Annotated in this window: 21 protein-coding genes; 8 read left to right on the plus strand and 13 right to left on the minus strand. The window is 68.8% G+C overall.

Going from position 1 to position 25,265, the window contains the following annotated elements:
- Together V7702_RS00005 and atzF are read left to right on the plus strand one after the other, a co-directional pair.
- The coding region (locus V7702_RS00005) for a DUF2118 domain-containing protein (protein ID WP_335648094.1) at positions 1-636 on the plus strand (636 nt) is incomplete at its 5' end.
- A gap of 18 nt (positions 637-654) precedes the next feature.
- Positions 655-2,433: an allophanate hydrolase gene (atzF, locus tag V7702_RS00010; RefSeq protein WP_335648095.1), complete on the plus strand. Its 1,779-nt coding sequence runs from the start codon at positions 655-657 to the stop codon at positions 2,431-2,433.
- Between the two features lie 8 nt (positions 2,434-2,441).
- Here the strand turns inward: atzF and V7702_RS00015 are convergent, their stop codons facing one another.
- From V7702_RS00015 to V7702_RS00025, 3 genes are read right to left on the minus strand one after another with little or no spacing between them, the layout of a single operon-like run.
- Positions 2,442-3,215 (minus strand): ABC transporter ATP-binding protein, encoded by a 774-nt coding sequence (locus V7702_RS00015; protein WP_335648096.1) that lies wholly within the window; start codon positions 3,213-3,215, stop codon positions 2,442-2,444.
- Positions 3,212-4,036: an ABC transporter permease gene (locus V7702_RS00020; RefSeq protein ID WP_335648097.1), complete on the minus strand. Its 825-nt coding sequence runs from the start codon at positions 4,034-4,036 to the stop codon at positions 3,212-3,214. The genes V7702_RS00015 and V7702_RS00020 overlap by 4 nt, the downstream gene beginning before the upstream one ends.
- Before the next feature lie 59 nt (positions 4,037-4,095).
- Entirely contained in the window at positions 4,096-5,190 is a 1,095-nt protein-coding gene (locus V7702_RS00025) for a putative urea ABC transporter substrate-binding protein (RefSeq protein ID WP_335648098.1), read from the minus strand.
- 270 nt (positions 5,191-5,460) lie between these two features.
- Here V7702_RS00025 and V7702_RS00030 point away from each other — a divergent pair, with 270 nt between their 5' ends.
- Positions 5,461-6,426 (plus strand): isopenicillin N synthase family dioxygenase, encoded by a 966-nt coding sequence (locus tag V7702_RS00030; RefSeq protein ID WP_335648099.1) that lies wholly within the window; start codon positions 5,461-5,463, stop codon positions 6,424-6,426.
- On the opposite strand, the gene V7702_RS00035 is transcribed toward V7702_RS00030, so the two are convergent.
- From V7702_RS00035 to V7702_RS00060, 6 genes are read right to left on the minus strand one after another with little or no spacing between them, the layout of a single operon-like run.
- Positions 6,423-6,938 carry a CopG family ribbon-helix-helix protein gene (locus V7702_RS00035; RefSeq protein ID WP_335648100.1) on the minus strand — a complete coding sequence of 172 codons (516 nt, stop codon included), beginning with the start codon at positions 6,936-6,938 and terminating at the stop codon, positions 6,423-6,425. The genes V7702_RS00030 and V7702_RS00035 overlap by 4 nt on opposite strands.
- 44 nt (positions 6,939-6,982) lie before the next feature.
- Positions 6,983-7,786 carry a hypothetical protein gene (locus tag V7702_RS00040; protein WP_335648101.1) on the minus strand — a complete coding sequence of 268 codons (804 nt, stop codon included), beginning with the start codon at positions 7,784-7,786 and terminating at the stop codon, positions 6,983-6,985.
- A gap of 5 nt (positions 7,787-7,791) precedes the next feature.
- Entirely contained in the window at positions 7,792-8,604 is an 813-nt protein-coding gene (locus V7702_RS00045) for an ABC transporter permease (protein WP_335648102.1), read from the minus strand.
- On the minus strand, positions 8,601-9,494 hold the full coding sequence (locus tag V7702_RS00050; protein ID WP_335648103.1) for an ABC transporter permease: 894 nt from the start codon (positions 9,492-9,494) through the stop codon (positions 8,601-8,603). The genes V7702_RS00045 and V7702_RS00050 overlap by 4 nt, the downstream gene beginning before the upstream one ends.
- Complete coding sequence (locus tag V7702_RS00055) at positions 9,491-10,540, minus strand: ABC transporter ATP-binding protein (RefSeq protein ID WP_335648104.1); 1,050 nt, start codon at positions 10,538-10,540, stop codon at positions 9,491-9,493. The genes V7702_RS00050 and V7702_RS00055 overlap by 4 nt, the downstream gene beginning before the upstream one ends.
- A gap of 9 nt (positions 10,541-10,549) precedes the next feature.
- On the minus strand, positions 10,550-11,665 hold the full coding sequence (locus tag V7702_RS00060; protein ID WP_335648105.1) for an ABC transporter substrate-binding protein: 1,116 nt from the start codon (positions 11,663-11,665) through the stop codon (positions 10,550-10,552).
- Positions 11,666-11,948: 283 nt separating this feature from the next.
- On the opposite strand from V7702_RS00060, the gene V7702_RS00065 reads away from it, so the two are divergent.
- Complete coding sequence (locus tag V7702_RS00065) at positions 11,949-13,139, plus strand: isopenicillin N synthase family dioxygenase (RefSeq protein ID WP_335648106.1); 1,191 nt, start codon at positions 11,949-11,951, stop codon at positions 13,137-13,139.
- A gap of 2 nt (positions 13,140-13,141) precedes the next feature.
- On the plus strand, positions 13,142-14,590 hold the full coding sequence (locus V7702_RS00070) for an NAD-dependent succinate-semialdehyde dehydrogenase (protein WP_335648225.1): 1,449 nt from the start codon (positions 13,142-13,144) through the stop codon (positions 14,588-14,590).
- A gap of 7 nt (positions 14,591-14,597) precedes the next feature.
- Here the strand turns inward: V7702_RS00070 and V7702_RS00075 are convergent, their stop codons facing one another.
- The 4 genes from V7702_RS00075 to V7702_RS00090 form a co-directional block, all read right to left on the minus strand.
- Positions 14,598-16,961 (minus strand): penicillin acylase family protein, encoded by a 2,364-nt coding sequence (locus tag V7702_RS00075; protein ID WP_335648107.1) that lies wholly within the window; start codon positions 16,959-16,961, stop codon positions 14,598-14,600.
- A 75-nt stretch (positions 16,962-17,036) separates the two neighbouring features.
- Complete coding sequence (locus V7702_RS00080) at positions 17,037-17,831, minus strand: DUF1295 domain-containing protein (protein WP_335648108.1); 795 nt, start codon at positions 17,829-17,831, stop codon at positions 17,037-17,039.
- Positions 17,832-17,891: 60 nt separating this feature from the next.
- Positions 17,892-19,148 carry a dicarboxylate/amino acid:cation symporter gene (locus tag V7702_RS00085; RefSeq protein ID WP_335648109.1) on the minus strand — a complete coding sequence of 419 codons (1,257 nt, stop codon included), beginning with the start codon at positions 19,146-19,148 and terminating at the stop codon, positions 17,892-17,894.
- Positions 19,149-19,244: 96 nt separating this feature from the next.
- Positions 19,245-21,488, minus strand: coding sequence for an ATP-binding protein (locus V7702_RS00090; protein ID WP_335648110.1), 2,244 nt, complete (start codon positions 21,486-21,488; stop codon positions 19,245-19,247).
- A 330-nt stretch (positions 21,489-21,818) separates the two neighbouring features.
- On the opposite strand from V7702_RS00090, the gene V7702_RS00095 reads away from it, so the two are divergent.
- The 3 genes from V7702_RS00095 to V7702_RS00105 are packed head-to-tail and all read left to right on the plus strand — an operon-like array spanning position 21,819 to position 25,237.
- A complete protein-coding gene (locus tag V7702_RS00095) occupies positions 21,819-22,466 on the plus strand; it encodes a glutathione S-transferase family protein (RefSeq protein ID WP_335648111.1) in 648 nt (215 codons plus the stop codon).
- A 49-nt stretch (positions 22,467-22,515) separates the two neighbouring features.
- Positions 22,516-24,321 (plus strand): translation elongation factor 4, encoded by a 1,806-nt coding sequence (lepA, locus tag V7702_RS00100; RefSeq protein ID WP_335648112.1) that lies wholly within the window; start codon positions 22,516-22,518, stop codon positions 24,319-24,321.
- A gap of 22 nt (positions 24,322-24,343) precedes the next feature.
- The gene (locus V7702_RS00105; RefSeq protein WP_335648113.1) at positions 24,344-25,237 is read left to right on the plus strand and encodes a carbon-nitrogen hydrolase family protein; all 894 of its coding nucleotides are present in this window, start codon (positions 24,344-24,346) and stop codon (positions 25,235-25,237) included.
- The last annotated feature ends 28 nt before the right edge of the window (positions 25,238-25,265 follow it).

The raw sequence follows: 25,265 nt of genomic DNA on the forward strand, positions 1-25,265 counted from the left end.
TGCGTCTACGGGATGGAAGGGCCGGGCGGCTACCAGCTCTTCGGCCGCACCATCCAGGTCTGGAACACCTATCGGCAGACCAACGCCTTCACCGAGGGCAAGCCCTGGCTGCTGCGCTTCTTCGACCAGATCCGCTTCTTCCCCGTCAGCCACGACGAGTTGACCGACTGGCGGCGCGACTTCCCCCTGGGGCGGCGGGAAATCCAGATCGACCACGAGACCTTCCGCCTGTCGGACTATCGCCGCTTCCTGGCCGACAACGCCGGCAGCATCGAAGCCTTCCAGACCACCCGCGAGGCCGCCTTCGACGCCGAGCGCGCCGAGTGGGAGCGCCGGGGCGAGTTCGCCCGGGTCGAGGCCCTGGCCAGCGCCGCCGACGATGTGGCCGAGGCGCCGGAGATCGTCGTCCCCGACGGGGCCGAACTGGTGGAGGCGCCCCTGGGCGGCAGCGTCTGGAAGATGCTGGTCCAGCCCGGCGACCGGGTCGAGAAGGGCGCCGTCATCGCCATCATCGAGGCCATGAAGACCGAGTGCGACGTGGCCAGCCCCACCGCCGGTGTCGTCCGCCAGGTCTACGCCCAGGAACGCCAGGCCATTGCACCTGGCGCGCCGATGATCGCCATCGAACCCGCTTAGACCCGCCAGAGGACGCCCATGGAACGCCTGTCCGTCGCCGCCATCGCCGCCGAGGTCCGGTCATGCCGTCAGACGGCCGAGCAGATCGCCCGCGACAGCCTGGCGCGGATCGCCGCCTATGACGCGGTCCAGCCCCAGGCCTGGATCGAACGTCCCAGGCCTGAGGACGTCCTGGCCGCCGCCCGGGCGGTGGACGCACGGATCGCGGCTGGCGAGGACCTGCCCCTGGCCGGCGTCCCGTTCGCGGTGAAGGACAATATCGACGTCGCTGGCCTGCCCACCACCGCGGCCTGCCCGGCCTATGCCTACAGCCCCGACGAGACCGCCACCGTGGTCGCCCGCCTGCAGGCGGGCGGGGCGGTGATGATGGGCAAGACCAATCTCGACCAGTTCGCCACGGGCCTGGTGGGCAGCCGCACGCCCTACGGAATCCCGGGCTGCGTGTTCAACCGCGACTATGTGAGCGGCGGCTCCAGCTCGGGCAGCGCCGTGGCGGTGGGGGCGGGGCTGGTGGCCTTTGCGCTGGGCACCGACACCGCAGGGTCTGGCCGGGTGCCGGCCGCCTTCAACGGCCTGGTGGGCCTGAAGCCCACCAAGGGCCGCTGGAGCACCTCAGGCCTCGTCCCGGCCTGTCGGTCGCTGGACTGCATCACCGTCTTCACCGGGACGGCCGCCGACGCGGCTTTGGTGGACACCGTCGCCGCTGGCTTCGACGAGGCCGATCCCTATTCCCGCCAGCCTGGTCCGTCCGCGCCGGCCCTGGGCGCCGCCTACCGCATGGGCGTGCCCCGCCTGGACCAGCTCAACTATCTGGGCGATGCGGCGTCGGAACGGTTCTACGATCAGGCCATCGCTCGGCTGGCGGCCACCGGGGCCACCCTGGTTGAGGTGGACATCGCGCCCCTGCTGGAGGCCGCCCAGCTGCTCTATGCCGGCCCCTGGGTCGCCGAGCGGACGGCCGCCATCGAGGACCTGCTGCGTACCCGCCCGGCCGCCGTCCACCCTGTGGTGCGGGCCATCGTCCAGACGGGCTTCGGCGTGTCGGGCCTGGAGACCTTCAAGGGCCTCTATGCGCTGCAGGACCACGCCCGCGCGGCCCATGCCCTGTGGGAGAGCATCGACGTCCTGCTGCTGCCCACGGCGCCGACCATCTACCGGATCAGTGAGGTGCTGGCCGAGCCCTTCGCGCTCAACGCCAATCTCGGCCTCTACACCAACTTCGTGAACCTGCTCGACATGAGCGCCATCGCCGTGCCCGCCGGCTATCGGGACAATGGCACGGGCTTTGGCGTCACCCTGATCGGTCCGGCCTGGGCTGACACAGCCCTGCTCGACCTCGCCCGTCGCTATGAGGAGATCCGTCCCATGCCCGCCGCCCCAGAACTCGACACCACCGGCAAGCCCCAGACTGTGAGACTGAGCGTTGTCGGCGCTCACCTGGCGGGCATGCCCCTGCACTGGCAGCTGACTTCCCGCGACGCCCGGCTGGTGGCCCGCACCCGCACGGCTCCGGCCTACAAGCTCTACGCCATGGCCGAGACCACGCCGCCGAAGCCGGCCCTGATCCATGTGGGCGAGGACGAGGGCTCGGCGATCGAGGTCGAGGTCTACGAGCTGGATATGGCGGGTTTCGGCGGGTTCACCGCCGAGGTGCCCGCGCCGCTCGCCATCGGATCGGTGAGCCTGGAGGACGGGACCACCGTGAAGGGCTTCGTCGCCGAGCCTCGCGCCCTCGCCGGGGCCACCGACATCACCCACCTGGGCGGCTGGCGCGCCTATATCGCCAGCCTGGCCTGAGCCTCAATTCACTCTGGCGCGCCTAGGGCCGCGATCTCCTTGGGGATCGCGGTCTTCAACTTGTCGTCCAGCGGGAAGTCATAGACCGCCGTCGACCCATAGCGCTGCGGCGCGTGGGGATCGTGGCGGCGCTTGTCCACGGCGATCACCCGGGTGCCCAGCTTGAAGGCCTCCTTGATGTCGTGGGTGACCATCAGGATGGTCAGGCCGTGCTCGCGCCAAAGCCCCGTGATCAGTTCGTGCATGTCCAGCCGCACGCCGGGATCCAGCGCGCCGAAGGGTTCGTCCAGCAGCAGGATGCGCGGCTTGGTGATCAGGGCCTGGGCGATGGCAAGACGTTGCTGCATGCCGCCCGACAGCGCCCGGGGGAAGGCCTTCAGGGAGGCCGAAAGGCCCACCTGCTCCAGGATCGCCATGGCCTCGGCCTTGGCCTGGCGGCGCGAGGCGCCGGTGAGCAGGCCTGTGAACGGCGCCTGGTCGCAGCGGGCGCCGAACATCACGTTCTGCAGCACGGTCATGTGCGGAAAGACCGAATAGCGCTGAAAGACCACGCCGCGGTCGGGGCCGGGCTCAGGGGGAATGGGGGCGCCGTCGAGCAGGATATCCCCGCGGCTGGGCGCCTCCTGGCCCAGAGCCAGGCGCAGGAAGGTGCTCTTCCCGGCGCCGGACGGACCCACAATGGAGACAAAGGAACCGGCCGCCACGTCCAGGCTGACCTTTTCCAGCACCACATGGTCGCCGTACTCGACCCAGACATTGCGGAACGACAGGGCCGGGATCATCGGCGGCCTCCAGGCGCATGGGCCCAGCGGAAGGCGGTGCGGCTCCAGGTGAGCAGGGCCAGATCGATGATCACCGCCAGCAGCGAGATCCAGGCGACGTAGGGCAGGATGATGTCCATGGCCAGGTACCGACGAACAAGGAAGATGCGGTAGCCGAGGCCCACATCTGAGGCGATGGCCTCGGCCGAGATCAGGAACACCCAGGCCGGGCCGAGCGAGAAGCGCACGCTGTCGATCAGCCGCGGCATGGCCTGGGGCAGGGCGACCTGCAGGGCCACCAGCCAGGTGGAGGCGCCCAGCGTCTGGGCCTTGACGATCTGCTCCTCGGGAATGGCCGCGACATGGGAGGCGAGGTCCCGGACCATGAAGGGCGTAATGCCGACGAAGATCAGCACGATCTTGGCGGTCTCGCCGAGGCCGAAGACGATGAACAGGATGGGCAGGACGGCGATGGGCGGGATCACCGATATGGTGGCCACCAGGGGGCCAAGGCCCGCCCTTGCATAGGGCAGGAGCCCGATCGACAGACCCAGCACCAGGGTGGTGGCCGCTGCGGCGCCGACGGCGATCCCCAGGCGTGTGAGGCTGGCCTTGGTGTCGGCCACCAGCGGGATCTCGCCGGTCCGGGGATCCTCCTGCAGGGCCATGATCTCCATCGACTCCGCCATGGCGGCGGGGGTCGGTAGGATCTTGTCGCGGGGGTTCTCCGCATGGCGGGCCTGGGAGGCCACCAGGTAGAGCAGGATCAGGATCGCGATGGGCAGCAAGCCCAGAAGGAGGCGACCGCCGCCACGCGGCCTAGCGTTCAGCAATCGGCGCATGGGGCGGTCACCTCGATCAGGGGTACGCGGTTACGCAAGGCTCTTCAGGGTGGTCCGGCCTAGAGGGCGCCGTCCACCGCCATCTGGGTATAGGTCGGATCGAAGCGCAGCATCACGTTCTCGGCGTTGCCCAGGACCCGGTCGCCCGGGAAGCTGATGCCGATGTCGTCCACCGACCGGGCGCCTTGGCCAAACAGGCCGGCCTGGAAGCTGAACTGGCGCACCTTGTCATTGGCCGCCACGATCTCCGGACCCGTCATGGCCGCCAGGGCCGCCTGGGGCGTGTAGTACATGAAGGTGGTTTCCAGCTGGCCCTCATAGCCGGCCAGATCGGTGCCCGAGATCTGGGCCATGGCTTCGCGGGCGGCCTGGCCCTCAGGCGTGTCGGCGTTCATCAGGTCCATGGTCTCGTACCAGATGCCGGCCAGGGCCTTGCCCAGGTTCGGATTGGCCGCCAGCACCTCGGTCGACACGATCATCATGTCGAGGATCTCGCCGGGGATCTGGGTGGAGTTGAACACTTCCACCGCGCCCGGCTGCTTCTTGATCTCCGCCAGCTGCGGGTTCCAGGGCACGACGGCCGTGGTCTGCGGGGCGGTGAAGGCCGCGACCATGTCGGCGTCCGAGGTGTTGACCACCGAGACGTCGGTCATGGCCAGACTGGCGCTCTCCAGCCCGCGGGCCAGCAGATAGTGGGAAACTGAGTTCTCCACGAGGTTGACCGAGCGCCCCTTGATGTCGGCCAGGGTCGATCCGTTCTTCAGGATGATGCCGTCATTGCCGTTGGAATAGTCGCCGACGATCACCACGGTGGTGTCCTTGCCGGCGGCCGCAGGAATGGTCAGGGCGTCCATATTGGTCGAGGTCACCCCATCCAGGGTGCCGGCCGTGTACTGGTTCAGGGATTCCACATAGTCGTTCACCTGAACGAGCTTGATGTTCACCCCGTACTTGTCGGACCACTTCTTCACGATGCCGGCTTGCTCGGCATAGGGCCAGGGCATCCAGCCGGCATAGATGGTCCAGCCGATGGTGTACTCTTCCACCGCGTCCGGCGCCTTGGCCGTTTCCTCGGCGTTCTGGCCGCACGCCGCCAGCGCCAGGCTGCCGGCTGCGGCGATCGCCAAGGCGCGTAATCCGTTGACCCACTTCATTCGGACTCCCCTTCCATCCGTGGCCACGCCGCCTTGGCGCGTCCCTTGCAGTATTACATTCAGAAGAATTCGTAATATTCCAATGGCCTTGGGCTGGAGGGATTTTGTGGGCGGGCCGACGCCTGAATCCCGGGCGCCGATTGCCTCGGGCGCCTCTTTCCCGTGCAGTGGGAGCCCGTGTTCACGGCTAGGCTTGCTTCCGCCAAGTTATTACGAAATCCAAGGAACGTAATCACACTCAGGGAGCCTGGAGGCGGACCAGGGGCGAGAATGACGGCGGACTTCGACAGCATTCCGGTGATCGACATCACGGGCTTGAGCGCGCCGGACCTGACCGCCCGACGCGCCGTCGCCGAGCAGATGGGCGCGGCGGCGCGCGAGGTCGGCTTCCTCTATGTGTCCGGCCATGGCCTGGACGAACGGCTCTTTGAAAACGTCCTGGCGGCGGCCAAGGCCTTCTTCGCCCAGCCCATGGACGCCAAGATGGCCAGCTATATCGGCGGCTCGGAAAACCACAGCGGTTATGTGCCGGAGGGCGAGGAGGTGTTTCCCGGCGGGACCATCGACCGCAAGGAGGCCTATGACCTCAATCTCGACCTGCCGGGCGCCGCGGCCGAGGCGCCGATGCTAGGCGCCAATCTCTGGCCAGACCAGCCGGGCTTTCGGGAAGCCGCCAGCGCCTATTATGCGGCAGTCTCCGAACTGGCCCAGCGGCTGTTCCGCGGTTTCGCCCTGGCGCTGGACCTGCCCGAGGATCACTTCGAACCCTACCGGCGGCGGCCGCCCAGCCAGCTGCGGATGATCCACTATCCCTACGATCCCATGGCCGAGGACCGGGAGGGCATCGGCGCCCATACCGACTATGAGTTCTTCACCGTCCTGCGGGGCACGGCTCCGGGCCTGGAGGTGCGTAATGGGGCCGGCGACTGGATCGATGCACCGCCGCGGCCCGGCTGCTACGTGATCAATATCGGCGACATGCTTGAGGCCTGGACCAACGGGGAGTTCACCGCCACCAGCCACCGGGTGCGCAAGGTCGCCGAGGAACGCTACAGCTTCCCCTTCTTCGCCACCTGCGACTTCGACACGGTGGTCGAGCCCGACCCCCGTTTCATCAGCGTTGAACGGCCCGCGCGATATGGCCGGCTGGTCTCCGGCGAGCATCTTTTCGCCCAGACAGCCCTGACCTTCGCCTATCTGAAGGCCCGGCGAGCTCGGGGCGAACTCGCGCGCTAGCGAACGGCGCGGCGCGGGCCGGTGGCCTCGACGCTTTCAGCGCCGCCGTGAGCATGCAGGGGCGGGAGGAGCGAGGTCGTGGTCACCAGCTTCAACTGCTGGACGGCACGGATGCCGCGCAGCCGGTCGCAGAGCTGCTGCAGCCGCTCGCCCGAGCCCTGGACCAGCAGCACCTCCAAGGACTGGTCGTCCTCCAGGAAGACATGCTGGGAGGAGATCACCTCCTTGACGAACTCCCCCTGGACCCGGGCCAGGGCGTGGCGCACCCGGCCGCTGTCGGCCCGGTAGATCAGGGTGATGGTGCCGGCCCGGACTTCGTCGCCGCTGTCGCGATCCACATCGGCCACCTCATGGCGGATCAGTTCGGCGATCAGCTGGGAGCGCCCCGGCAGGCCCCGCTCGGCCACCATGTCGTCCACCTGGGCGAGCAGCGGCCCAGGCAGGCTCACCCCGATACGGGCGAGCTGCGAGCCGGCGACGGCGCTGGCGGCTTTGCGCGGGGCGTTGGACACAAGGTGGACCTGGCGAAGGGATGGACGGTCGGACGAGGGGGCCTTCATAGCGATGAACCGGCGACCGTGGCCAGGGCGAACAGGCCCGGCAGCTCCTGGCCGGGATCATGGCGCTCCAGCAGGGTCCACGGCGTTGAACCGCCATCCAGAAGATGGCCGGCCGCCTCATCGAACAGCGGCGGCCGCGTCCAGAGCGGGCGGCCCTCAAGCCAGGGCAGGGTGGAATGGACAACCCGCCAGCCCTGGCCGATGCGGCCATAAGAGATCGGCATGTCCAGCAGGGCGAAGGCCTCGTTCCGCCGGCCTGCGGCCAGGGCCGCCCCCACCAGGGCGGGCAGCGACTCCCCCTCCGGCAGGGGCGTCTTGCGCGCGCGCATCATCAGGAAGTGGTCGCCGGCGATGACCAGCAGGCCTTGGCCATCGCCCAGCCCGAAGGCGGCGCGAAGGCCGTGGCTCTGCGGCTCCAGGCGCCAGATCTCCTCGTAGTCGGCGTGGATGCCGCCCTCGATCAGGATGTCGCCCTCGATCCGCCAGGTCCCCTCGTCGGGGATCGGTCCCGGCGGCTGGTAGTCCAGGTCGCGGCGCCAGGCGCACATCGCCGGCGTCACGGTGAGCAGGCCGGCGAAGCCCTGGGCCTTGGCCAGCTCAATCAGTTCGGCGTCGCTGAAATCGGCGAAGCTCGTGGCGCCGGCCCTGCGAGGGATATCGATCTTCAGCCGGACATCGCCGTACCAGCTGTCGGCCTGCACCCAGAAGACTCTTGTCGTGTCGTCGCGGTAGCCGCCCGGCGCGGTGATCTCCTCGCGCCGCCAGACGCCGGTGACTTCGGGCGGGACCTTGGCGCTCATGGCTTTCAATCCTCCAGCGGGCGGGTGCGGCCCATGAGACGGGGCAGGTCGGCGACCTTGGACATCAGGGCGAAGGCCGAAAAGCCCATCACCATGAAGATCACTGCAGCCACGCACATGGTGGGCTCATAGCCCTGCCGCATATTGGCGAAGATCTTGATCGGCAAGGTCTGGACGGTGAAGCCGGCGACCATATAGGCGATCAGATATTCGTTGATGCTCAGGACAAAGACAAAAACGAAGGCGCAGAGGATGTAGGGCGTCATGGCCGGCCGCACGACCATGCGGAAGGCGTCTGAATCCCGGGCGCCCATGGTGTAGGCGGCCTCCACCTGGGCCTGGTCGATGGTGCGGAAGCCGACCATCAGCAGGGAGAGCGGAATGCCCAGCAGGACGATGGCGTGGCTGAGCACCACATTCTCCAGCCGCCCCACATGGCCGGTGACGCCCCAGAAGGCCGACAGCATCAGGGCTGCGACCACGCCGGGGATCAGGAACAGGGCGCCCCCGATCCCGGCCAGGAAGGCCGCAGCCTTGGCCTGATAGCGCCAGATCGCATAGGTGATCGGCAGGGCGACCATCACCGAGACCAGGGCCGCCAGCCCCGCGATGGTCAGCGACCGCTCCAGGGAGGCCATCCAGGCATAGTCGCCGAAGAATTCGCCATACCAGTGCAGGCTGAACTCGGTGGGTGGAAAGCTCATCCGCCGGGTGGCGTTGAACGACACCGACAGCACCACGATCAGCGGCGCGGCCAGGAAGAGGGCGAGGAGGCCGAGAAACCCGCTGCGCAGGATCGTTCCGGGACCCAGGCTCATGCCTCGGCCTCCCGGCGGCGCGACAGGAGCCGCGTCAGGGCCAGCAGGGCGACCATGAAGGCCACCACCGCCACGGCGTAGGCGGCGGCCAGCGGCAGGTTGCCGGCCCCCATGGCGGCGTTGTTGATGTGGATGGCGATGGTCCATTGCGGCGGTCGGCCCAGGACCAGGGGCGTCAGATAGGCGCCGAAGGTGAAGATCACCACCAGCAGCACGCCGGTCAGGATCTGTCCCCGCATCATCGGCAGCACGACGCGGGCGAAGGTCGAAAACCGGGAGGCCCCCATGGTGGCCGCCGCCTGCTCCAGCTCCGGGTCCAGCTGCGAGAGCGCCGGATAGAAGAACAGGATCACATAGGGCAGCAGCAGATAGACCAGGCAGGTCAGGACCGCGGGGAAGTTGGGATAGAGCGAGCCGCCCGGCGCCAGCAGGCCCATCGCTGACAGGGCGCCGGCCAGGGTCCCGCTGGTGGACAGGAGCACCTGGAAGGCGAAGACGATCAGCACTTCGGACAGCGACAGGGAGCCCAGCAGGAAGACCAGCCAGCTCACCTGGGCGCGGCGGCGCATGCGGGTGATGAAATAGGCGGCCGGGAAGGCCAGGCTGACGCAGATCGCCGCCCCGGTCAGGGCCAGCAGCAGCGAGAAGCCCATGATCCTGGCGAACAGCGGCGTCGCCAGTTGTCGGTACTGGGTGAGCTCAATGCCCGGCGACCACAGGCCCCCCACCTCCCGATGCGCCAGGCTGAGCTGCACCATCAGGAAGGCCGGCACGATGGCCATGATCAGGATGTAGAGGGCTGGCCCGGTGAGCAGACCGGCGAGGACCCAGCGGGGTTTGGCCGGCAGGTCGCCGGCCGGCGCCGTAAGCCCGATATCGGCTGCGGTCATGTCGCCAGGACCTGGCAAGACTCGACGGGCAGGCGCACATGGGCGCGCTCGCCCAGGCCCGCGCCAATCCAGTCCCGGGGCGCGGCGACGCCCAGGATGTCCAGGCCCTCGCAGGCGACGCGGAACTCCACATAGGCGCCCATGTCGCGCACCTGGCTGATGATCCCGGCGACTTCATTGCAGCCGCCTCCGGCCGCCCGGGTGATCACCACGTCCTCCGGACGGATGGCCAGGGTGGCTGCCGCTCCGCCCATGCCGCAGGTAGCGCCGACCCTCAGCGGCGTCGCCCCATAGGTCACGGTCTGCCCGTCCAGGATCTGCACCGGCAGCAGATTGCTGGCGCCGATGAAGTCGGCGACGAAGCGGTTGGCCGGGCGCTTGTAGATCGACACCGGCGGCCCGTGCTGCTGGATCTGGCCCTCGCCCATCACCACGATGGTGTCGGCCATGGTCATGGCCTCGCGCTGGTCGTGGGTGACCAGGATGGTGGTGATCTTCAGCCGCTGCTGCAGGGCGCGAAGCTCGTTCTGCATCTCCTCGCGCAGCTTGGCGTCCAGGGCCGAGAAGGGCTCGTCCAGCAGGAAGACCGGCGGCTCCTGGGCCAGCGCCCGGGCTATGGCCACCCGCTGGCGCTGGCCGCCGGACAGCTGGCTGATGGCGCGGGTCTGCAGGCCCGGCAGGCGGACCAGCTCGAGCAGCTCGGCGACCCGCTCCTTGCGCCGCCGGGGATCGACGCCTCTCAGGCGCAAGGCGAAGGCGATGTTCTCGCCGACATTCAGGTGGGGAAACAGAGCCAGGGACTGGAAGACCATGCCGAATTGCCGGCCATTGGCCGCCTGGCCGGTGATGTCCTTGCCGTTCAGCAGGATGGCCCCGGAGGTGGGCGTCTCCAGCCCGGCGATCATCCGCAGGACGGTGGTCTTGCCGCAGCCCGAGGGGCCCAGGAAGCAGACGAACGCCCCGTGCGGAATGGAGAGGCTGACATGGTCGGCGGCCAGCTGGTCGCCATAGGCCTTGGTGAGGTCGCGCAGCTCCAGTCCGAACATGGCCGCCCCCTAGCTCGCCAGCATCTTGCTGAATTCCTGCACCATGAAGTCCATGTGCAGCCGGCGGGCCTCCAGGTTGGTGGCGATGGGGGTGGTGGGGCTGGTCACCTTGGCGCGCACCGCCTCGTCCAGGGTCAGCAGGTCGGGGCGGATCAGGGGCGGGGCGTTCATGCGCGAGGCGATCAGGTTCTGCGCCTGCGGCGTCAGCATGAAGTTGATGAACTCATGGGCTTCGGCGGTCTTGGTCGAGGCCGAGGGCTGGCACCAGCTGCCGAAATCGATCACCGGGCCTTCCTGGGGGAAGACCACCTCCAGGGGCGCGCCGCTCTGGATCAGGGTCTCGGCCACATCGGCGAAATAGACCCCGCCCTGCACCTCGCCGTTTTCCAGCGCGGTCTGCATGGTGCCCTCGCTCTCCCACCACAGGCGGGTATTGGGCTTGAGGCCGGCCATCTTCTCGACGCAGGCGCGGATGCCCGCCTGGGTGTTGAGCATCTCCGGGCCATCGAAATAGGTCGCTGCGGTGACCTCGTACATCGGACCTGAGCCCGTGCCGGCCAGGCCCCAGGCGTTGCGGCGCCCCGGCGCCCAAAGCTCGGTCCAGCTTGTCGGGGTAGGGCTTATGGTCTGCGGATTGGTGACCATGGTGAAGAACCAGCCGATCGCGCCGACGGCCGCCACCCCGTCCGGGGTGCGGGTGACATAGGAGTCCGGCAGGTTGGCGAGGTTGGGGATCTGGGCGGCGTCATAGGCGCGCCAGAGGCCGGCGGCATTGCCGCGCATGACGTCGACCGGGGCGCTGATGCAGAGGTCCATGGGGGTCTGGCCGGCCTTGTTGGCCTCGACCAGCTGCAGCAGGAACTGCAGGCCCGCCGGCTGGGGCATGGATTCCACCCGGATCCCGGTGGCCTCGGTGAACAGGGGGTAGATGTGCTGGCTCAGCGCCTGCTCGAAGTTCCCGCCATAGGTCGAGACCCGAAGGCTGCGGCCGCCGTCGCCGGCGCCGGAGCAGCCGGCCGTCGCAAGGGCCAAACCCGCGGCGCCGGCGCCCAGCAGCAGCCCTCGCCGCCCGATAAGTCCCTGGCCGGAAGGCGCTTTTCCGCCTCGTCGATCCGTCAAGTCCATGGTCGCCTCCGCACTGGCCGCCCCGCTGGGGCTGACCTGAGCCGATACCTCCGACCCCGCCGTGGCAAGCGATGGCGGGGGCCGTCTGTGAGCCGGTGGGAAATGCTTGGACGATGGGCGCCGCCCCTGGGCGCCCCGACTACGATTTGAACAATTCGTATTACTGAGCGGGGTTTCGGGCCTGATCGGCCGCCGGCCGCGCGCGCCTCGCCGGAATCTCCGACAAGGTCAGTTCGGCGGCGCAGGCGCCGAAGCCTGTCCGCTCTGCCATGGAGCGTTCACGATGAGCACCGGCGATCAGACCCCAGCCGTCGGCGAGATGGGAGCCAAGCTTCTCGCCTTCTCCGAAATCCCCGTGATCGATATCGCGGCCCTGACGGGCGGCGATCCCGAGGCCAAGGCCGCGACGGTGGCCGAGATCGGCCGGGCCTGCGAGACGGTGGGGTTTTTCTACATCAAGAACCACGGGGTGCCGCAGTCGCTGATCGACCGCACCTACGACCTGTCGAAACAGTTCCATTATTCGTCGCTTGAGCAGCGGCAGCGGGTGCACATCCGCAACTCGCCGGGCACCCGGGGCTGGGTGCCGATCTCCGACGAGGACGATGACGGTGATCCTGAACTCTATCGGCTGGTGGAGCCGAGTCCTGAGCACGACTATCTGACCAAGCCGCGCCTGCATGCGGCCTTCGACCTGGCTATCGAGATCGACGAGGATGATCCGGACTTCAAGGCCGGCAACCTGATGCTGGTGCCCAACCAGTGGCCGGACTGGATTCCCGGATTTCGCGACGAGGTGATGGCCTATTACGACGCCGTGCGTCAGGTGGGCGACCGGCTGTTCGAAGCCTTTGCCCTGCGGCTGGACCTGGATCCCGAATTCTTCCTTGAGCGGACGAAAAAGACTCCGTCACAGCTGCGCCTGCTGCACTATCCGCCCAACGACCGGCCCATGGACAACGACCATCTGGGCATCGGCGCGCATTCGGACTTCGAGTGCTTCACCATCCTCCACACCGGCGGGCCGGGGCTGCAGGTGATGAACGCCGCCGACGAATGGGTCTCGGCCCCGCCGGTCGAGGGCGCCTTCATCGTCAATATCGGCGACCTGCTGGAGGGCTGGACCAACGGGCGGTTCAAGGCGACCCAACATCGGGTGGTGAACACCGGCAAGGAGCGCTTCTCCATGCCGCTGTTCTTCGCCGTCGATTACGACGTGGTGGTCGAGCCGCTGCCGCAGTTCGTGTCGGCGGAAAACCCCTCCCGCTATACCCGCATCGTGGCCGGCGACCATCTGGCGGGCTTCAGCGTCCATGGGGCCAAGCACCTGCGCAAGAAGATCGTCCGTGGCGAGCTGAAGATCGACTTCCCGATCCACAAGGAGAACCCGTTCAAGCGCAAGGCGGTGAACGAGTACCAGGCCGAGAAAGCGGCCGAGGCCGCCGAAGCCAAGTCCAAGGAGCCAGCCCGTTGACCGTGGCCACTCAGACCGAGGTTTGCAGCCGGCCGCTGTTCATCGGCGGAACCTGGCGGGCTGGCGGCGGAAACGAATGGCTGGAGGTGCTGAATCCCGCCGATGAAAGCGTCGTCAGCCGCCATGCAGTGGCCACGGCGGCTGATCTGGATGAGGCCCTGGCGGCGGCCCAGGCCGGTTTCGAGGCTTGGCGCCAGACCACGCCCCTGCACAGGTCCGAGGTGCTGCGGGGCGCAGCCGCGCTGATCCGCCAGCGCCTGGACCCCATCGCCCGGGACCTGACCCGCGAACAGGGCAAGCCGCTCGCCCAGGCGCGCATGGAGATCGAGGGCTGCGCCCGGCATTTCGAGTGGGCGGCCGAAGAGGGCCGTCGCGCCTATGGCCGGGTGATCCCGGCCAACCAGCCGGGCCTCATGTGGACCGTGACCCGCCACCCGATTGGGCCGGTTGCGGCCTTCACCCCCTGGAACTTTCCGGCCTCCCAGGCAGCCGGCAAGATCGGCAGCGCGCTGGCGGCCGGCTGCTCGATGATCCTTAAGGGTCCGGAGGATGCGCCCGGCGGCTGCATCGCGCTCGCCCAGGCCCTGGCCGACGCCGGCCTTCCCGCCGGCGTGCTGAACCTGGTCTTCGGGCGCCCGGCGGAGATTTCCGCCCACCTGATCGCCTCACCGATCATCCGCAAGGTGTCGTTCACGGGCTCCGTCCCGGTGGGCAAGCTGCTGGCCGAGCAGGCCGCGCGGTGCATGAAGCCTTGCACCATGGAGCTCGGCGGCCATGCGCCGGTAATGGTCTTCGCCGACATGGACCCCATCGACGTCGCCCAGACCCTGGTCCAGGGGAAGTTCCGCAACGCCGGCCAGGTCTGCATCTCGCCCACCCGCTTCTATGTGGAGGCGAAGATCTACGATCAGGTGGTCGAGGCCTTCGTCGCCGGGGCCGAGAAGCTGGTGGTGGGCGATGGCCTCGACCCACGCACCGAGATGGGGCCCCTGGCCCACGACCGCCGGCTGGCGGCGGTGGAGGCGGCGGTCGCCGGCGCGGTGGAGGCCGGCGCCCAGGTGCGGACGGGCGGCGAGCGGCTGGGCAATCGCGGCTATTTCTACCGGCCTACTGTCCTGACCGACGCGCCCGAGAGCGCCGCGATCCTGCACGAAGAACCCTTCGGCCCCATCGCCATCCTGGCGCCCTTCACCGATCGGGAGGAGGCGATGGCCCGGGCCAATGGCACGGCCTATGGCCTGGCCGCCTACGCCTTCACCCGCTCGCAGGAGACCGCCGCCTGGCTGGGACGCAGCCTTGAGGCCGGCATGGTCGGCCTCAACACCTTCGCCGTCGGCGGCCCCGAGGCGCCGTTCGGCGGCGTCAAGGAGAGCGGCTATGGGCGCGAGGGCGGCATGGAGGGCATCGACGCCTATCTGACGCCGAAGGTCATCGCCCACCTGCCGCTCTAGGCGACTCTTAAGAGGCTGGCGTCAGGGTCAGCACCGTCTCCGTCGCCGCCTCGATGGCTGGTCGGCTGTAGAGCAGCGGCACATACTCGCCCTTCACCCACAGGGGAAAGAGGTCGCGATAGTGCGGACTGGCCGGGTCGCCGGATTGTCCGGGCGTATTGATCGCCACGCTGTTGTCCCAGGCGCCGACATCCAGGACCATGCGGAACGAGGCTCCGGACACCACCCGATAGTCGCTGGGCCGCCAGGTGGCCGCCAGCGGGCTCAGCATGGTCCCGGCCATGGGCGCGGGGCCGACCGCCAGACGCTCGGCGGCGTCCGTCGAAAGCCGCGGCGCCAGGGCGTGCTCGAAGCGGGCGTGATGCAGGTCGCCCCAGGTCCAGGACGAGGGATCGGGGCCGAGCTTCTCGTGGACTTCGTTCAGCGCCGCCGTCAGGCTGGCGGCCAGGATCGGCGCCCGTTCCGCCGGTGCGGCGGCGGTCAGATAGTCGCTGATGGCCGGCTGGTCGCCCTGGCCGATCAGGGCCTGGACGGCGGCAGGCGCCGCAGCCCGCACAGTGGCGCGGCCCAGATGCTTGAAGAGCCAGACCTCATAGAGAGCGGCCGCGGCGCTGTCGGCCTCGGTCCGGCCGTCCCAGTCCTGAAGCAAGGCGATGGCGGCGGCGAGGTCCGGCGCGGCCGCGGGGATGTCGCGCAGCAGGGGAATGAGGGCCGCGGCCGTCACATTGGTCGGATCGGTCTGCAGCGCCATGGCCTCGGCCAGGGTCAGATCGCGGTCAGCCTCCAGCACCTGGGAGATGCGGGCCATCCGTGCCGGATTGCTCCATTCGAAGCTGATCTGGCGCTCGGCCGGATAGTCGGCCGGCAGGTTGAACTGGTTGGCCGAGGCCAGCCAGCCGGTCTCGGGATTGTAGCGGCTGGGCAGGTCGCTTGCCGCCATATAGCCCGCCCATTCATAGCGGCCGTCGCCGGGCACGGGCATCAGCCCGTCCCAACCCCGGCGCACGGGCACGCGGCCCGCGGCGATCCAGCCGATATTACCGGCGGTGTCGGCATAGACCTGGTTTTCGCTGGGCGTGCCGAACCGGCTCATGGCGCCGGAAAATTCATCCCAGTTCTGCGCCGTCATGTAGTCGGACGAGCCGAAATAGGCCGAGGTGCCTGGATCGCTCCAGACGCTGCGGACGGCATAGGCGCGGCGCTGCTCAGGATCGGCGAACACCACCGGGCCATGGCGGGTGAACTTCAGCTCGACGGTGCGCGGGGCCTGGCCTTCGACCTCCACCGTCTCGGTGACGACCTCCATCGTCGCCCAGCCGTCGCCATAGCGATAGCGGTTCGGGTTCTCCGGATCGGTCTCGTAGACATAGAGATCCTCCTGGTCTGCCGGGAAGATGGTCAGGCCAAAGGCGATGGTCCCGTTATGGCCGATGGAGACGCCGGGCAGGGCGGGCTCGCCGGCGCCGATGGCCGAGAAGCCGGGCGCCTCCATATGGACGATGTAGCGCAGGGAGGGCACGCCGTGGGCCCGGTGCGGGTCGTTGGCCAGGATCGGCCGCCCGGTCGCCGTACGCGAGGGCGCGACGGTCCAGTTGTTGGAGCCGATGGCGTCGGCGGGGATGTCCTCGGCTTGGGCGACGACCTGGCCCGCGGTGAACTCGACCCCCTTGGTGGCCAACCGATAGTCGGCCAGGACGCCGGCCGGGATGGCGCAGGGGTCCAGGCCTTCGGGGATCGAGAGCTGGTGGGCAGGCTCCAGCCTTCGGTTCAGGGCGTTGGCCTCCAGCCCCGCCGCGCAGGTGATCAGGGCGCGCTCGACCTCGGCGGCGGCGTTGCGGGTCAGGCCATGGCTGCGGATGCGGACCACCTCGTCCGGCCGCCAGAGATCAGGGGTGGTCCCGGTGATCGTGAACTCTTCGGGCAGGGGACGGGCGCCGGCCCGGGTCTCGCCCACATAGGCGTTGATCCCGGCGGTGAAAGCCTCCGCATAGCCTTTGGCCTGTGGTCCGTAGGCGGCCCATTCGGCGGCCATGTCGCCCCGATAGAGGAAGAGCCGGGCGGCGCGGTCCTGGGCGGCGAAGTCCGGGCCAAAGTCCTTGGCCAGCAGGCCGAGCCCGCGCTTGCGCCACAGGTCGATCTGCCACAGCCGGTCACGGGCGACATTGTAGCCCTGCAGGAAGAAGGCGTCGCGGACGCTGGCGGCGTAGATGTGGGAGACGCCCCACTGGTCGACCAGGATTTCCGCCGGCGCTTCCAGGCCCGCGACCTGGTGGCTGGCGCGTGTCGGCTCAGCTGCTGTGGCGCCCGCCCAACCGGCGAGGGCGAGGCCGACGAGAACCCGACCCACCGTTCGTCCCAGATTCTGCGCCATGAGCCTCAAGCCTCCCTTGTGTCTTTTCGTTGGGGGCAGCTAAGCGGCTCGCGGCGGCCGTGGCAATGAAGGGCGTCAGGCCTTGCGCGGCGGCCAGGGGATGAAGCCCGAGGTCCGGCGGATATAGGCGGCGTATTCGGGCCGCCGGTGCTCCATGCCCTTTTCCACCGTCGGCGCGCCGCTGCCCTTGGTCAGAAGCAGGGTGATGAGGATGGGGCCGAGGATCGACCAGGCGCCCAGCCCGGTCTCGGCGGCGATCAGATAGAGGCCCCACCAGAGGCAGGCGTCGCCGAAATAGTTGGGGTGACGGGTGTAGCGCCAAAGGCCGGTGTCGAGCACCTTGCCCTTGTTGGAGGGATCGCCCTTGAACCGGGCCAGTTGCGCGTCGCCGATCGCCTCGAAGGCCAAGCCGAACAGGGCCAGCGCCGTTCCGATTGCGGCCAGCAGACCGAACTGCGCCGGGGTTTCGATCTGGCCCAGCTGGACGGGCAGGGCGACGATGTACTGCAGCGGCGCCTGGGGGGCGAAGACCAGGATCGCCGCGGCCAGGGGAAAGCCCCAGCCGTGCTTTTCCTTGGCGTCGGAGATCATCTCCTCGTAGCGGCGGTCGGCGCCGTGGCCACGCCATCGGCGAAACAGGTGGCCGCCCAGCCGCGCCGCCCAGGCGGTGGCGATCAGGGCCAGCAGGCAACCATGGAGGCCTGAGCCGCCGCTGAAGACGAGACTGGTCCAGGCGAGCAGGGCCATGCCGATGGGCCACCAGGCGTCGATGAAGCTCACATCGCGCAGCTTCAGGGCGACCGCCCAGAGCAGGCCGTAGGCGGCGAGCAGCACCAGGGCGTTCAGGGTCAGAATCTGCCAGAGCGGCACGCGGGTCTCCTTGCGGGTCTTCGCACAGACTACGCGCCAGACCCCGGCGGGGATGCGCCGTTAGGTGGCCTGAGCGGCGGGCTCGGCCTCTTCGGGCGGCCGCACCACCGCGGCCACGGCCATGTCGGCCGTCACATTGCCGACGGTGCGGAAGATGTCGGGGATCACCTCGACGGCCAGCAGGATGGCCAGGATCTCCACCGGCGCGCCCAGGGCCAGGCAGATGGGGGCCATGCTGGCGAAGAAGGAAATCTGCCCCGGCAGGCCGACGGCGCCCACGCTGACGGCCAGCGAAACCGCGATGGCCGCGGCGATCTGTCCGGCGCTGGGCTCCAGGCCATAGAGATGGATGATGAAGAAGGCCACGGCGAGGTTGGCCACCGGGCTGGTCATGCGGAAGACGGCCACCGCCAGGGGCAGGACCACGCCGGTCACCTGGGCCGGAGCGGCCAGTTCATCACGGGTGCGCTCCACCATGGCGGGCAGGCAGGCGAGCGAGCTCTGGGTGCTGAAGGCCAGGGCCTGGACCGGCGCGCAAGCGCGCGCGAAGAGGCCGAGATCGCGCCCGCGCAGGGCCGCCACGAGGCCATAGGGCAGGATGAGCGCGCCGATGGTCACCGCTGAGACCATCAGGACGTACTGGGTCAGGGCGCCGGCGGCGTCGAGGCCCGTGCGCAGGCCGATTCCCAGGGCCAGGGCGAAGACGCCGATGGGCGCCGCCACCAGCACCCAGCGGACGATGACGATCATGGTCTCGGCCACCGCCTGGAAAAAGCCGATGAGCGGTGCGCGCAGGTCGTGGCGCAGGCGGGTGGCGGCGAAGCCGAACACTAGGCCGAAGACCACGATCTGCAGAATGGCGTCGTCGGCTGCGGCGCGGATCGGATTGGCCGGCGCCAGGGTCGGCAGCCATTCGCGGAAGCCTGTGGTCGCCGCCGGCACGGCGCCGCCCTGGACCGCGCCGGTCAGGGCGGCGCCGCTGGCGGGATCCACCGGCCAAAGGGCCAGCAGGCCGCTGATGGCGCCTGCGCCATAGAGGGCCGCGACCAGCAGCACGGCGGCGAAGATCATGAAGGCGCGGGCCGCCAGCCGCCCGGTGGCGGCCGCGTCGGCGGCCGAGGCCACCCCGGTCACCAGCAGGGAGAAGACCAGCGGCACGATGGTCATGCGCAGGGCGTTGAGCCACAGCACGCCGATGGCCTGCACCGTCTCGGCGCCGACCACGAGTGCGGGAGTCCCGACCGCATGGATCGCCGCGCCCGCCAGGAGACCGCTCACCAGGGCGGCGAGCACAAGAACGCTGAGGGATCTGAACATCAAGAATCTCCGACCGGGCGGCAATGGTGGCACGCCCTGGACGCCAAGGCTCATTGGAAACGCCGCGCCGCCGTGACGGCTCCGCTATGCCGGAGCTCAGGCCACCGAAAGGGCTTCGGCGGGCTCGGCTGCGTCGAGGACGTTCACGATGGCCTGAAGCAACGCTTCCACCCGCAGGGGCTTGGCCACGGCGTCGTCCATGCCGACGGCCGTGTATTCCTGCAGCTGATGGGTCATCACATTCGCGGTGACCGCCAGGATCGGCGTGCGGGGCAGACCCCGCTCGGCTTCGAGCGCGCGGATCGCGCGGGAGGCCTCGACGCCGTTCATGCGGGGCATCTGGATGTCCATCAGCACTAGGTCAAACCCGCCCTGGGCGAAGGCCTCCACCGCCGCCTGGCCATCGTCGGCCAGCACCAGCTCGGCCCCCAGGGGCGTCAGCAGGGCGCTTAGCACCTGCTGGTTGGTCCGATTGTCCTCCGCCGCCAGGATGCGGAGGGCGAGCGGCTCCTCGTCGTCGGCCCCAGGCGCGACCGTACTGCGCTCCAAGGGCAGGACGAGGGTGAAGAGCGAGCCTTGTCCGCTGCGGCTCGTCGCCTGCAATACGCCGCCCATCAGGCCGGCGAGACGATGGGTCATGGCCAGGCCGAGGCCCGCGCCGCCATGCCGTCGCGTCGCCGAAGCGTCGGCCTGGGCGAAGGCTTCGAACAGCCGCTCCAAATCGTCCTCAGCCATGCCGACCCCGGTGTCCTGCACGGTGATGACCACGCCGCTCTCATCGGCCTGCAGCGCCGCGCGCACCACGACCTCGCCGCGCTCGGTGAACTTCAGGCCGTTGGAGGCGAGGGCGCTGACCATCTGGGCGATCCGCGCGCCGTCGCCGCGCCAGTGGCCTTGCAGGGCCGGCGAAATCTCGACCGTGAAGCCCACACCTTTGGCTTCGGCCTCGGGGACGAAGGGCGCGCAGGCGGCCCGGATGCGGGCGGCGAGATCAAAGTCCTGCGCCTCAAGTTCCAGCCTGCCGGCCTCGATCTTGGCGATGTCCAGGACGTCGTCGAGCAGCGTCAGCAGGGTCGCGCCGGACTCCCGGATGATGGACAAGCGCTCTCTCTGAGCCTCGCACAGCGGATGGCGGTCCATGACCTGGGCCATGCCGAGCACGCCGTTGAGCGGGGTGCGAACCTCGTGGCTCATATTGGCGAGGAAGTCGCTCTTGGCGCGGCTGGCCGCCTCGGCCGCGTCGCGGGCGCGGGCCAGGGCCTCGGACGCCAGGGTCTGCTCGGTGACGTCATGCATCACCAGGACGAAGCCGCCGTCGGGGGTGTCGCCGACCTCGATTCGGAACACCCGGCCGTCGGGGGTGGGAAAGGCGCCCTGGGCCACGATGTCGTCCAGGGCGATGCGCGAGAGACTGGCGCCCTTCAACCGAGTCTGCAGGACCTCGGAGTTCACCAAGCGCTGGCCAAGCGCGGTGAGGGACAGGCCTTCATGTGGCCGGACGCCATAGAGTTCTAGGATCTGCGCATAGGGCGCATTCCAGAAGATAAGGCGTTGGGCGCCATTGAAGAAGGCCAAGGCCGAGGGTGCGCTGTCCAGCGCGCCGGCCAGCGCACCCAGGGTCGCCCTCTGGGTCAGCCGCTCCACCAGTTGGATGACGACCGCGGCGCTCAGGATGAGGAGCACAGCCGCACCGGTGGCCAGGGCCAGGGCCTGGCGGCTGATCAGGTCGCCATCCAGCACCATGCTGGCGTCGGGGCGCAGGATCACCGCGCCCATGGCTGAGAAGTGCAGGATACAGATCGTCGCCGCCATCAGGAGCGGACCGGCGCGCCGGTCCCGGGCGCGGCCCTGGTCGATCATGAAGGCCAGGCTCGCCCCGGCTACGCCAATGACGCAGGCGATCCCCGCCAGGACCAGATCCCACGTCACCACCGCGGGCACGCGAACGGCGGCGACGCCCATGAAGTGCATGACGGCCACGGAAGCGCCGGCGATCAGGCCGCCGCCCAGGGCCAGGGCCGGGGCGGGCCGTCCACGGACCAGGATGAAGGCGGCGGTCATGCCCAGGACCGGGGCGACCATCGAGCCCAGGGTCAGGTCCAGACGGTAGCCGATGTCGAGCATGGGCTGATAGGCCAGCATGGCCATGAAATGGGTGGCCCAGACCCCCATCCCGGCCACTAAACCTGGGCCGATCATCCAGGCGGCGGGGCGCCGCGCCATGACGGCCCGGTGATAGCTGGCGAAGCCGGCGAGGGCCGAGGCGATGCAGATCGCCGCCGCAATCGCGACAAGCCAGAGATCGTGCTCGTCGCGCAAACAGGTGATGACGGCGTACATGCGTTCAGAGGCCTCCAAGGCAAGGCTTAACCCATGGGCTCATAGCTATTCCTTAACGGCGTTCATCGAACCGCCTGAGTGTATCTGCCGCAGGCCAGTCGCACGAAGGGCGGCCACGGCGGGCGCCCCGTTCACGCCAAACGATGGACATCCAGTTCCCTCCAGAGCGGATTGAGATCACGCGACCTTCGCCGTGCGGGCTGCGTCCAGCCTCCTCGCCCCGTAGTCGGCGGCCACAGGCAGCTCTCTTGTCCGCTGCCCAAGGGCTGAGGCGACAACGAGGCGTCGCAGGGCGGCCCCTATGCTCGCGAGGTGGTGGGGAAAGAGAGCATGCTGACGGTCTGGGGACGCGCCGATTCATCGGCCACGGCGCGGGTCATGTGGACTCTGGCCGAAACGGGGCTGGCGCACCGGCGGCGCGACTGGGGCGGCGCCTTTGGCGGCGGGGATGACCCGGCCTTTCGTGAGCTGAGCCCGCACGGCCGCATTCCGGCGATCACCCGCGACGACGGGTTCAATCTTTGGGAGTCCAACACCATCATCCGCTGGCTGGCCACGATCCGCCCCGAGGCGGGGCTCTGGCCAGCGGACGAGGCCGCCCGCTGGCAGGCTGAAGCCTGGATGGACTGGTCGGCGGCGCCAGGGCGGGCGATGGGCCCGCTGCGCACCGCCTATCGCCGCCTCGCCCCCGACCCGGCCGAAATTAGCAGGACCATCGCGACGGCCACGGAGACTTTCGCCGTGCTCGACGCCCGGCTGACGGATCGGGCCTTCGTCATGGGCGATCAGTTCACCGTGGCAGACCTCGCCCTGGGCGTCGTCGCCCATCGATGGTTCCGCATTCCTGAAGCCTTGGAGCGGCCCGACCTGGCCGCGCTGAAAGCCTGGCATCAACGCCTCTGCGCGCGACCAGCCTATCAGGAACACGTGGTGGCCAAGGTCAGCGCCCGGGCCCAGACGCTGGGCATGGGCGACTGAGGCCCTTCGACCCCTCGCGGAATTTCACAGGTGTGCTAGAGGCCGTCGCATGTCGACCCCGCTCTCGCGCATCCGCAACTTCTCCATCGTGGCTCACATCGACCACGGCAAATCCACCCTGTCCGACCGGCTCATCCAGGAGACCGGCGGCCTCACCCAGCGTGAGATGAAGGAGCAGGTGCTCGACTCCATGGAGATCGAGCGCGAGCGGGGCATCACCATCAAGGCCCAGACGGTGCGGCTGAACTACAAGGCCAAGGACGGGGAGACCTATGTCCTGAACCTGATGGACACCCCTGGCCATGTGGACTTCGCCTATGAGGTCAGCCGCTCGCTGGCCGCCTGCGAGGGCTCGATCCTGGTGGTGGACTCAAGTCAGGGCGTCGAGGCCCAGACGCTCGCCAATGTCTATCAGGCCATCGACAACAACCACGAGATCGTGCCGGTCCTGAACAAGATCGACCTGCCGGCGTCGGAGCCCGATCGGGTGCGTGAGCAGATCGAGGATGTCATCGGCATCGACGCCAGCGACGCCATTCTCTGCTCGGCCAAGACCGGGGTCGGCATCGCCGACCTGCTGGAGGCCATCGTCACACGCCTGCCGGCGCCCAAGGGCGACCGGGACGCGCCGCTGAAGGCCCTGCTGGTCGACGCCTGGTATGACGCCTATCTCGGCGTCATCGTCCTGGTGCGGGTCATCGACGGCACGCTGAAGGCCGGTCAGAAGGTCAAGATGATGCAGAACGGCTCCACCTATCAGGTGGACCGGATCGGCGTCTTCCTGCCCAAGCAGACCGAGACCGAAGAGCTTGGCCCCGGCGAGATCGGCTTCATCACCGCCCAGATCAAGGAAGTCGCCGACGCCGCCGTCGGCGACACCATCACCGACGAGAAGCGCCCGACGGCCCAGGCCCTGACCGGCTTCCGCGAAGCCCAGCCGGTGGTGTTCTGCGGCCTGTTCCCGGTGGACGCCAACGACTTCGAGGACCTGCGCGCGGCCATCGGCCGTCTGCGCCTGAACGACGCCAGCTTCTCCTACGAGATGGAGACCAGTGCGGCGCTCGGCTTCGGCTTCCGCTGCGGGTTCCTAGGATTGCTGCACCTGGAGATCATCCAGGAGCGGCTGAGCCGCGAGTTCGACCTCGATCTGATCGCCACGGCGCCCAGCGTGGTCTATCGCGTGCAGCTGACCAACGGCGAGGAGATCGAGCTCCACAATCCGGCCGACCTGCCCGATCCGGTGCGTATCGACACCATCGCCGAGCCCTGGATCAAGGCCACCATCCTGACGCCCGACGAGCACCTGGGCTCGATCATCAAGCTCTGCCAGGATCGCCGCGGCGAACAGCGGGAGCTGTCCTATGTGGGCTCGCGCGCCCTGGTGGTCTACGACCTGCCTCTGAACGAGGTGGTCTTCGACTTCTATGACCGTTTGAAATCCATCTCCAAGGGCTATGCCTCCTTCGACTATTCGATCGAGGAATACCGGGTGGGCGACCTGGTGAAGATGTCGATCCTGGTCAACGCCGAGCCGGTGGACGCGCTCTCCATGCTGGTCCACCGCAATCGCGCCGAGATGCGCGGTCGGGCCATGGTGGAGCGGATGAAGGACCTGATCCCGCCGCACATGTTCCAGATCCCGATCCAGGCGGCCATTGGCGGCCGGATCATCGCCCGGGAGACCATCCGCGCCCTGCGCAAGGACGTGACGGCCAAGTGCTATGGCGGCGACGCCAGCCGCAAACGCAAGCTGCTGGACAAGCAGAAGGCCGGCAAGAAGCGCATGCGCCAGTTCGGCAAGGTGGAGATTCCGCAGGAAGCCTTCATCGCGGCGCTCAAGATGGACGCGGATTAGCCTGCCCTGGGGGCGAACCGGAATGACCGACCTGTCGCACCCGACGTCCCCCGCCTCTGAGCCCGCCCGGTCGGAACGCTTGCGGGTCGCCATCGCCCAGACGGAGGTGGCGTTCGATGCGCGGGTGAACGGCCCGCGGATTCGCGCTCAGATGCGCCAGGCCGCCGCCGCCGGCGCGCGGCTCATCCAGTTCACCGAAGGCGCCATGTCCGGCTACCCCTCGGGGCCTGGAAAACAGGCCCTGAGCGGGTGGGACATCGACTGGTCGGGGTTGCGAGCCGAGTTGGAAGAGACGGCCGCCCTGGCGGCGGACCTCTCCCTCTGGACCGTCATCGGGGCCGCCCATCGGCTCACGCCGCCGCACCTTCCGCACAACAGCCTCTACGTGATCTCCGACCGAGGCGAGATCGCAGGCCGCTACGACAAGCGCCTGCTGTCCTATTCGGAGGTGACAGAGTGGTATGCGCCTGGGGCGCAGCCGCTGATCTTCGAGGTGGACGGCTTCCGCCTCGCATGCCTGCTGTGCATCGAAATCCAGTTCCCCGAACTCTTCGTGGAGTGCTCGCAGCTCGGCGCGGATCTCGTCCTGCTCTCGACCTTTTCGCGGGACCCGATGTTCGCCGTCCAGGCCCAGGGGCATGCGGCCTGCGGGACCTTCTGGCTCGGCTTCGCCGTGCCGGCCCAGTATAGCGACGCTGCGCCCGCCGGCTTGGTGGGCCCTGACGGCCGATGGATCGCCAAGGCGCCGGCCGACGGCCAGCCGGCCCTGGTGGTCGCCGACCTGGACAGGATGGATGAGCACCTGCATGTGGCCCTGGACCACGCCCGTCCCTGGCGCGCCCGGGCGCGGGCCGGCGCCTTGCATGAGCGCGCGCGCGTTCTCGACTCCCGTAGCGCGGATATCTTGAGCTTCTGATCGCCGCCGGGCGAGGTTGCGCGAGCGC

Source organism: Phenylobacterium sp. (genome assembly GCF_036963605.1).
In the GTDB taxonomy this organism is placed as follows: Bacteria; Pseudomonadota; Alphaproteobacteria; order Caulobacterales; family Caulobacteraceae; genus Phenylobacterium.

Excerpts from the sequence above, each read along its gene's own strand:
- atzF (WP_335648095.1), top strand. The coding sequence starts at position 655 with ATGGAACGCCTGTCCGTCGCCGCCATCGCCGCCGAGGTCCGGTCATGC.
- V7702_RS00095 (WP_335648111.1), top strand. The coding sequence starts at position 21,819 with ATGCTGACGGTCTGGGGACGCGCCGATTCATCGGCCACGGCGCGGGTC.
- V7702_RS00015 (WP_335648096.1), bottom strand. The coding sequence starts at position 3,215 with ATGATCCCGGCCCTGTCGTTCCGCAATGTCTGGGTCGAGTACGGCGAC.
- V7702_RS00105 (WP_335648113.1), top strand. The coding sequence starts at position 24,344 with ATGACCGACCTGTCGCACCCGACGTCCCCCGCCTCTGAGCCCGCCCGG.
- V7702_RS00085 (WP_335648109.1), bottom strand. The coding sequence starts at position 19,148 with ATGTTCAGATCCCTCAGCGTTCTTGTGCTCGCCGCCCTGGTGAGCGGT.
- V7702_RS00030 (WP_335648099.1), top strand. The coding sequence starts at position 5,461 with ATGACGGCGGACTTCGACAGCATTCCGGTGATCGACATCACGGGCTTG.
- V7702_RS00020 (WP_335648097.1), bottom strand. The coding sequence starts at position 4,036 with ATGCGCCGATTGCTGAACGCTAGGCCGCGTGGCGGCGGTCGCCTCCTT.
- V7702_RS00075 (WP_335648107.1), bottom strand. The coding sequence starts at position 16,961 with ATGGCGCAGAATCTGGGACGAACGGTGGGTCGGGTTCTCGTCGGCCTC.
- V7702_RS00025 (WP_335648098.1), bottom strand. The coding sequence starts at position 5,190 with ATGAAGTGGGTCAACGGATTACGCGCCTTGGCGATCGCCGCAGCCGGC.
- V7702_RS00055 (WP_335648104.1), bottom strand. The coding sequence starts at position 10,540 with ATGTTCGGACTGGAGCTGCGCGACCTCACCAAGGCCTATGGCGACCAG.
- V7702_RS00045 (WP_335648102.1), bottom strand. The coding sequence starts at position 8,604 with ATGAGCCTGGGTCCCGGAACGATCCTGCGCAGCGGGTTTCTCGGCCTC.
- V7702_RS00040 (WP_335648101.1), bottom strand. The coding sequence starts at position 7,786 with ATGAGCGCCAAGGTCCCGCCCGAAGTCACCGGCGTCTGGCGGCGCGAG.
- lepA (WP_335648112.1), top strand. The coding sequence starts at position 22,516 with ATGTCGACCCCGCTCTCGCGCATCCGCAACTTCTCCATCGTGGCTCAC.
- V7702_RS00060 (WP_335648105.1), bottom strand. The coding sequence starts at position 11,665 with ATGGACTTGACGGATCGACGAGGCGGAAAAGCGCCTTCCGGCCAGGGA.
- V7702_RS00090 (WP_335648110.1), bottom strand. The coding sequence starts at position 21,488 with ATGTACGCCGTCATCACCTGTTTGCGCGACGAGCACGATCTCTGGCTT.
- V7702_RS00050 (WP_335648103.1), bottom strand. The coding sequence starts at position 9,494 with ATGACCGCAGCCGATATCGGGCTTACGGCGCCGGCCGGCGACCTGCCG.
- V7702_RS00065 (WP_335648106.1), top strand. The coding sequence starts at position 11,949 with ATGAGCACCGGCGATCAGACCCCAGCCGTCGGCGAGATGGGAGCCAAG.